The sequence below is a fragment of the Aestuariivirga sp. genome (assembly GCF_037139295.1).
Classification (GTDB): Bacteria; Pseudomonadota; Alphaproteobacteria; order Rhizobiales; family Aestuariivirgaceae; genus Aestuariivirga.
Genome location: NZ_JBAXGR010000015.1, coordinates 49467 through 56616, shown reverse-complemented (window position 1 = coordinate 56616; position 7150 = coordinate 49467). Strand labels below are relative to the sequence as shown.

General features: G+C 64.7%; 7 protein-coding genes. 2 read left to right on the top strand and 5 right to left on the bottom strand.

Annotated features, from left to right (window positions below; genetic code table 11):
* The first annotated feature begins 148 nt into the window (after positions 1–148).
* The gene (locus WCJ41_RS06715) at positions 149–886 is read left to right on the top strand and encodes a cupin domain-containing protein (RefSeq protein ID WP_336905069.1); all 738 of its coding nucleotides are present in this window, start codon (positions 149–151) and stop codon (positions 884–886) included.
* 88 nt (positions 887–974) lie between these two features.
* Here the strand turns inward: WCJ41_RS06715 and WCJ41_RS06710 are convergent, their stop codons facing one another.
* The 5 genes from WCJ41_RS06710 to msrB form a co-directional block, all read right to left on the bottom strand.
* The gene (locus WCJ41_RS06710) at positions 975–1439 is read right to left on the bottom strand and encodes a GNAT family N-acetyltransferase (RefSeq protein ID WP_336905068.1); all 465 of its coding nucleotides are present in this window, start codon (positions 1437–1439) and stop codon (positions 975–977) included.
* Entirely contained in the window at positions 1436–2614 is a 1179-nt protein-coding gene (locus tag WCJ41_RS06705) for an acyl-CoA dehydrogenase (protein ID WP_336905067.1), read from the bottom strand. The genes WCJ41_RS06710 and WCJ41_RS06705 overlap by 4 nt, the downstream gene beginning before the upstream one ends.
* Positions 2615–2695: 81 nt before the next feature.
* Positions 2696–3247 (bottom strand): hydrolase, encoded by a 552-nt coding sequence (locus WCJ41_RS06700; RefSeq protein WP_336905066.1) that lies wholly within the window; start codon positions 3245–3247, stop codon positions 2696–2698.
* Entirely contained in the window at positions 3237–5336 is a 2100-nt protein-coding gene (locus tag WCJ41_RS06695) for a S9 family peptidase (protein ID WP_336905065.1), read from the bottom strand. Before WCJ41_RS06695 ends, WCJ41_RS06700 begins: the two co-directional genes overlap by 11 nt.
* Before the next feature lie 2 nt (positions 5337–5338).
* Complete coding sequence (msrB, locus tag WCJ41_RS06690; protein ID WP_336905064.1) at positions 5339–5740, bottom strand: peptide-methionine (R)-S-oxide reductase MsrB; 402 nt, start codon at positions 5738–5740, stop codon at positions 5339–5341.
* 171 nt (positions 5741–5911) lie between these two features.
* Between msrB and WCJ41_RS06685 the strand changes: the two genes are divergently transcribed.
* Positions 5912–7147: a DUF2336 domain-containing protein gene (locus WCJ41_RS06685; RefSeq protein WP_336905063.1), complete on the top strand. Its 1236-nt coding sequence runs from the start codon at positions 5912–5914 to the stop codon at positions 7145–7147.
* The last annotated feature ends 3 nt before the right edge of the window (positions 7148–7150 follow it).

Below are 7150 nucleotides of genomic sequence, written 5' to 3'. Positions count from 1 at the left end.
TGTAGGGTCCGAGCGCGTCATAGGCATAGGGCAGGGCGGGCAGTTCGAGAGCCATCGTGGTTCCTCCTTGAAAGCTGTCGGCACTATCTAGTCCGTGCCGCTTGAACGTGCAAGGAACCCCGCTAGGATCAGGGGGTGAGGTGAATTCATGTCAAAGCCGCAAATCATACCCTTCAACCGCAACGCGCCGCTCGTTCCCTGGGAGGATTTCCCCGAAAGCGAGATCATCGCCGGCACGCGAAAGCACAGCGGGATCACCCTGTTCGAGGACAAGGCGCGCGGGCTTTCGGCCGGCGTCTGGGAACAGGGCGCGAACGAAAGCCGCTGGATGGACTATCCGGTGAACGAGTTCATGACGGTTCTTGAAGGCGAGGTGGTGATCGTCGAGGAGGACCGCACCGTCTCCATCAAGGCGGGCGAAAGCTTCATCATCCCGAAGGGCCTGCGCTGCCGCTGGACGCAACCCGGCCATGTGAGGAAGTTCTTCGTCATCTTCGAGGATGCCTCGGGACTGGTGAACAAGGGCCCGCTCAGGACCATCAAGATGGATCCCGCAGTGAAGCTCGATCCCTCCACACCGCCGGCCGCCGCCATGCTGCTGTCGCCGGTCCCCACGCAACACGCGCATGACTATTTCTCGGACGTGACGGGCCAGCTGAACATCGGCGTATGGGACACGACGGGATACCACCGCAAGCTCATCGACTTCCCGCGCCACGAACTGATGTGCCTGCTGGAAGGTTCGGTGGAGTTCGAGGATGACAAGGGCGTGACGCAGCGCTTCACGGCGGGCGACACCTTCTTCGTGCCGATGGGCACGCCCAATAGCTGGAAGTCGGAAGGCTATCTCAGGAAGATATTCGTGATCTTCCAGCCCGCCCGATAACCCGTCATCCCGGCGAAAGCCGGGGGCCCAGCCTTGGTTCAGCATGTGCGGCGAGAAAGCGGGGTCCCGGCTTTCGCCGGTGACGGCTTCAAGGTGCGAGAATTTTCTCCATGAACACGCTGTTCGGGTCATCCGCCGGATAATCTCCGAAGGCGCCGCGATCGACGTAACCAAGCCGGCGATAAAGCCCCAGCGACTCCGGCTGGTGGATGCCCGTTTCCAGTCGCGCGAGCAGGAGGCCACAGGCAATCGCTTCTTCCTCGATCCGCTGCATCATCAGCTTGGCGAGGCCCAGCCCGCGCGCGCTGGGCGTCACGTAGATGCGCTTCACCTCGGCGTAGTCGCCATGCAGCCAGCAACCGCCGATGGCGATGACCTCGCCGCCGCGATGCGCGGCGAAGAAGCGCATCTCGGGCTGGCGCAGGGTTTCGATGTCGAGCAGGTGATTGCTCTCGGCCGGATAGAGCGGCACGAGATAGGCGTCGAGTTCCTCCACCATCGCCCGAACCGGCGGGTGCGCCGGGTCGGCGATGGTGATGACCACTGTCGTCACTGGAAGGCCTGAAGGCCCGTCTGCGCGCGGCCGAGGATCAGCGCGTGAACATCATGCGTGCCCTCATAGGTGTTCACCGTCTCGAGGTTCACCATGTGGCGGATGACGTGATATTCTTCCGAGATGCCGTTGCCGCCGTGCATGTCACGCGCCATGCGGGCAATGTCGAGCGACTTGCCGCAGTTGTTGCGCTTCATCAGCGAGATGGCGGGCGGCGCCACGGTGCCGCGCTCAAGCCCACGGCCCAGCGCCATGCAACCCTGAAGGCCCAGCGCGATTTCCGTCTGCATGTCGGCGAGCTTCTTCTGCACGAGCTGCGTGGCCGCCAGCGGCTTGCCGAACTGCTTGCGGTCAAGCGTGTATTGCCGCGCGCGGTGCCAGCAGTCTTCCGCTGCACCCATGACGCCCCAGGCGATGCCGTAGCGCGCCTTGTTGAGGCAGCCGAAGGGGCCGCCGAGGCCCTTGGCGTTGGGCAGAAGGTGGTCGTCAGTCACTTCCACATTGTCGAGCACGATCTCGCCGGTGATCGAGGCGCGTAGCGAAATCTTGCCGTCGATGACGGGCGTCGAGAAGCCCTTCATGCCGCGCTCGATGACGAAGCCGCGGATCACGCCATCTTCCGTCTTGCCCCACACCACCGCCACGTCGGCGATGGGCGAGTTGGAAATCCACATCTTGGCGCCATTCAACACGTAACCACCGTCGACCTTCTTCGCCCTCGTCTTCATGCCGCCGGGGTCGGAGCCTGCATCGGGCTCGGTCAAGCCGAAGCAGCCGACCCATTCGCCGGTGGCGAGCTTGGGCAGGTACTTCTTCTTCTGCGCGTCGGTGCCATAGGCCTCGATGGGGTGCATGACGAGCGAGTTCTGCACGCTCATGGCAGAGCGATAACCGCTATCGACGCGCTCGACCTCGCGCGCCACCAGGCCATAAGCGACGTAGCCGAGGCCGGAGCCGCCGAACTCTGTCGACGTCATGACGCCGAGGAAGCCCATCTCGCCCATTTCGTTCATGATCTCGCGGTCGAAGCGCTCGTCGCGGAAGGCGGATTTGACGCGTGGGCTTAGCTTGTCCTGCGCGAAGGCGCGGGCAGCGTCACGGATCATGCGTTCTTCGTCGGTGAGCTGGGATTCGAGGTCGAGCGGGTCTTCCCAGTTGAATTCGGCAGCGGCCATGAAAAACTCCCTTGGATTGGCGCCTAATGAGCAACGCCGGACGGACTTGTCAATTCGGCGAAATGTCGTATCGCCTTGCACTCAGCGCACAAGTGCCGAAAGCGCCTTGAATTCCGCCGTCCCGGCCCTGCCCAGCAGCTCGAATACGACCATTTCGGTATTGACCACCGCCACGCCGTGCTGGCGCATCCGCTCCATGGCGAGCGCATGGGAGGCAGGTGCGCGCGACGCCATGGCATCCGCCACCGCGAAGACGCCGAAGCCTGCGTCGGACAGGTCCGCCGCCGTCTGCATGACGCAGACGTGGGATTCGATCCCGGCGAGGATGACCAGCGGACGGCCCGCCTCATGGTGGGCGATCAGGTGGTCCTTGATCGCCTTGTCCTTCCAGCAGGAGAAGGCGAGCTTCTCGAACACCGGCGCATTGCCGATCTCGGCAGCGAGGCCCGGTACCGTGTGGCCCAGCCCCTTGGGATATTGCTCGGAGACGGTGACGGGCACCTCCAGCGCCCTGGCCGCCTTGAGCAGGATGGCGCAGCGGGACTCCGCCTCCGCGCCCCCCGTCATTGCGGGGAGAAGGCGCTCCTGCATGTCGACGAGGAGCAGGGTGGATTTCGAGGCGTCAACCAGCATCGGCCAGCCCTGCCACCTTGAGCCCGAAGGCATAGACGAAGGCCACTTCCTTCAGCCGGTCAAAACGGCCAGAGGCGCCGCCGTGCCCGGCACCCATGTTGGTCTTGAAAAGCAGGAGGTTGTCATCGGTCTTCAGTTCACGGAGTTTCGCCACCCATTTGGCGGGCTCCCAGTAGGTGACGCGGGGGTCAGTGAGGCCGCCAACAGCGAGAATGTTCGGGTAGGCCTTGGCCTCCACCCGGTCATAGGGCGAGTAGGCCATGATGTTTTCATAGGCCTGCTTCGACTCGATCGGGTTGCCCCATTCGGGCCATTCGGGAGGCGTCAGCGGCAGCGTGTCATCGAGCATGGTGGTGAGCACGTCGACGAAGGGCACCTTCGCCACGACGCCGCGGAACAGGTCAGGGGCCATGTTGGTGACAGCCCCCATCAGCATGCCGCCGGCGGACCCGCCCTGCGCCACGATGTTGCCCTTCTTCGTGTAGCCCTTGTCGATCAGGAACTGCCCGCAGGAGATGAAGTCGCGGAATGTGTTCTGCTTCTTCTCCATCTTGCCGTCGGTGTACCAGCGGCGGCCCTTCTCCTGGCCGCCGCGGATATGCGCGGTGGCATAGATGAAGCCGCGGTTCACCAGCGACAGGATGTTCGTGTTGAAGCCGGCGGGGATCGAGATGCCATAGGAGCCATAGCCATAGAGCCAGACAGGCTCGGAGCCATCGAGCTTCGCATCCTTCCTGTAGAGCAGGGTGACGGGGATCATCTCGCCGTCGTGTGCCGGTGCCATCAGGCGGCGCGTCACGTAATGCGACGGATCATGGCCGCTCGGCACCTCTTGCGTCTTGCGCAGCACGCGGGCGCGGGTGCGCATGTCATAGTCATAGACCTGCGCGGGCGTCGTGGGCGAGGAATAGGTAAAGCGCAGCGTGTCGGTGGCGAACTCGCGCATCTCGCCGAAGCCCAGCGAATAGGCCTCTTCATCGAAGGCGATGGCGTGTTCCTCTCCGCTCGTCATGTTGCGAACGACGATGCGCGGCAGCGCATTCTCGCGCTCCATGCGGATCAACCACTCCTTCAGCACGATGTAGGAGACGATGAAGACGCCGGGCCGGTGCGGGACCAGGTCCTTCCAGTTCTCCTTGGAAGGATCGGCGACCGGCGCGGTGACCAGCTTGTAGTCCTCGGCCCCACCCTCGTTCGTCTTGATGATGAACTGGTCGGCGCGGTGCTCGATGTCATATTCGATGCCCTCGACGCGCGGTGCGACGAGGCGTGGCTTTGCGTCAGGGTTCTCCGCATCGATCAGCCAGATCTCGGAGGTGTCATGGTCGTGGATGTCGATGGTGATCCACTTCTCCGAATTGGTCTTGCCCACGCCGGTGAACTTGCCGGTATCCTTTTCCTCGTAGATCAGCGTGTCGGCGGATTGCTCCGTACCCAGAACATGGCGGAAGGTCTTCAGCGGCCGGTGGTTGTCGTCCTGCAGGGTGTAGAAGAAGCTCTTGCCATCCGCCGTCCATGTGGCTTCGCCCGCGGTGTTCTCGAGGACGTCCTTGTGCTCCGTGCCGGTGGCGGCATCGCGCACGTGGAGTTCATAGAATTCCGAGCCATTGCCGTCGAAGGACCAGGCGATGAGGTTCTGGTCGGGCGACAGGTCGATGCCGCCGAAGCGGAAGTATTCGCGGCCCTTGGCGAGTTCATTGCCGTCGAGCAGCAGCTGCTCCGGGCCTTCCTTGCCCCGGGGCTTGCGGCAATAGCGCGGGTGCTGGCCGCCGGTGACGTAGCTCGCATAATAGTCGTATGCGCCTTCGGGGGCCGGCACCGAGGAGTCGTCCTCCCTGATGCGGCCCTTGAGCTCCGCGAAGAGCTTGTCCTGCAGCGCCTTGGTGTCGGCCATGACGGCCTCGTGATAGGCGTTCTCGCCCTCGAGGAAGGCGCGGATCTCCGCCGGCAGCACGGAGGGGTCATGCATCACCTCCTGCCAGTTGTCGGCCTTGAGCCAATGGTAATCGTCGCGCTTCTCATGGCCGTGCCAGGTTTCGACGCGCGGACGCTTGTCCGCCCGCGGCGGCTTGGGAACAGGATTGGTCATGATCAGGCTTTCTCTTCCGGCTTGAAGCTCATGGCGACGCCGTTCATGCAGTAGCGGAGCCCCGAGGGCTTGGGCCCATCGGGGAAGACGTGGCCCAGGTGGCCGCCGCAATCGGCGCAGTGCACCTCGGTGCGGCGCATGAACCACGAGCGGTCCTCGGTGGTGCCCACCGCATCGGTGGCGAGGGGCGCGAAGAAGCTGGGCCAGCCGGTGCCGGATTCAAACTTTGTGTCGGAGGCAAAGAGGCTCTTGCCGCAGCCCGCGCAGGTGAACACGCCCTTGCGCTTTTCCATGTTGAGGGGGCTGGTTCCGGCCCGCTCCGTGCCGTGCTCGCGCAGCACGCGGTAGGCCTCGGGCGACAGGCTCTCACGCCATTCGGCGTCGGTTTTCTCGATCTTGCTCATCTGGGGCTCTCTTTCGCGCTCCAATGTGGGGGATCGGCGATGAAATGTGAAGCGCTGGCGGGTGCTTCGCAAAATCGTGAAGGCATTTGTTAAGCACGTCCGCCGGGGGCGCCGCTTGAATGATTCCAAAACCTCCAGTTTTAATCAATTCCTCAATGTATCAGCCTCTGAATGGCCACCCAAGAGGAACCGATGCCGCTCGATGCGCCAAACACTGCCGGAGAGCCCGCGCCTTCGCGCGGCACGGCGGACTCGTTCCGCATGCTCACTGCCCGGTTGAAGCGCCAGGCACCGCCGAAGCCCCACCTCGTCCATGCCGAGGCGGAGGAGGTGCCACCGCCGCCCGTGGCGGAGGCGGCGGCACCACTTGGCCCGCGCGAGTCAGCTGCCACGCTGCTCGACATCATCTGGGGTGCCGTCGACCTGCCGCCGCAGGAGCGCAGCATGGCGGGCGACGCGCTCCTGCTGTTGTTGCCAAGGCTGCCGGCCAAGGACCTCGCCATGCTGGCCGAGCGCATCGCGGCGATGGAGCAGCCGCCGCCGCTGCTGGTCGCGCGCCTGTTGCGGGACGCGCGACCCGAGATCGGCGGCGTGGTGCTGGAGCGCAGTGCCCACCTCGACGATGCCGACATCCTGGCGGCCTGCCGCGATGGAGACCCGGAGCGGCTGCGCCTGCTCGCCCGCCGCCGCAGCGTGCCGCCCGCGCTGAGTGACTTCATCGTGCAATCCGGCGACCTGCTGAGCCGCCTCATGCTGCTGCGCAATCCGGGTGCACAGGTATCGTTCCAGTCCTTCCTCCGGCTCTCGCAGATGGCGGGCGAGCACCCCGGCCTTCAGGCGCCCCTTGCGCTGCGCACCGACCTGCCGCTGGCCGTGGCGCTGGACCTGATCTGGCGGCTGCCGACGGAACTGCGCCGGGTGATCATCGCGCGCTTTCTGTCGGACTCGGTGAACCTTGGCCGCATTCTGTCGATTGCATATGCCGCAGGGGATGGGCCTGCCCTGCGCGAGGGCGCCGTGGCGCCCGCCGAGGCGGATGCTGCCTTCGGGCCGCTGCTTGCCGGCAAGCGCGACCTGACGGTCAGCTGTGTCGCGCAGCTTGCCGGCATCGCCGAGGGCACGGTGGAGCGAATCTTTTCCGATGGGGAGGGCGAGGCTTTGGTGGCACTCCTCAAGGCGCTGGGGCTCAGCCGCGCGCACTTCGACGAGGTGCTGGAGCGGCTTCGCGCCTCCTCTGGCCTCCTGAGGGAGGGCCGGCCGCCGGAGGAATTCAAGGCCGTCTTCGACGCCCTGTCCTTCACCAAGGCCAGGGTGCTGCTGATCTACTGGGACTGGTTCACACGCAAGGCTGGCCCCTATGCGGCCCCGGATGACGCGGGCCTTGTTGAACCCGCACCGCTCGCCTAAACA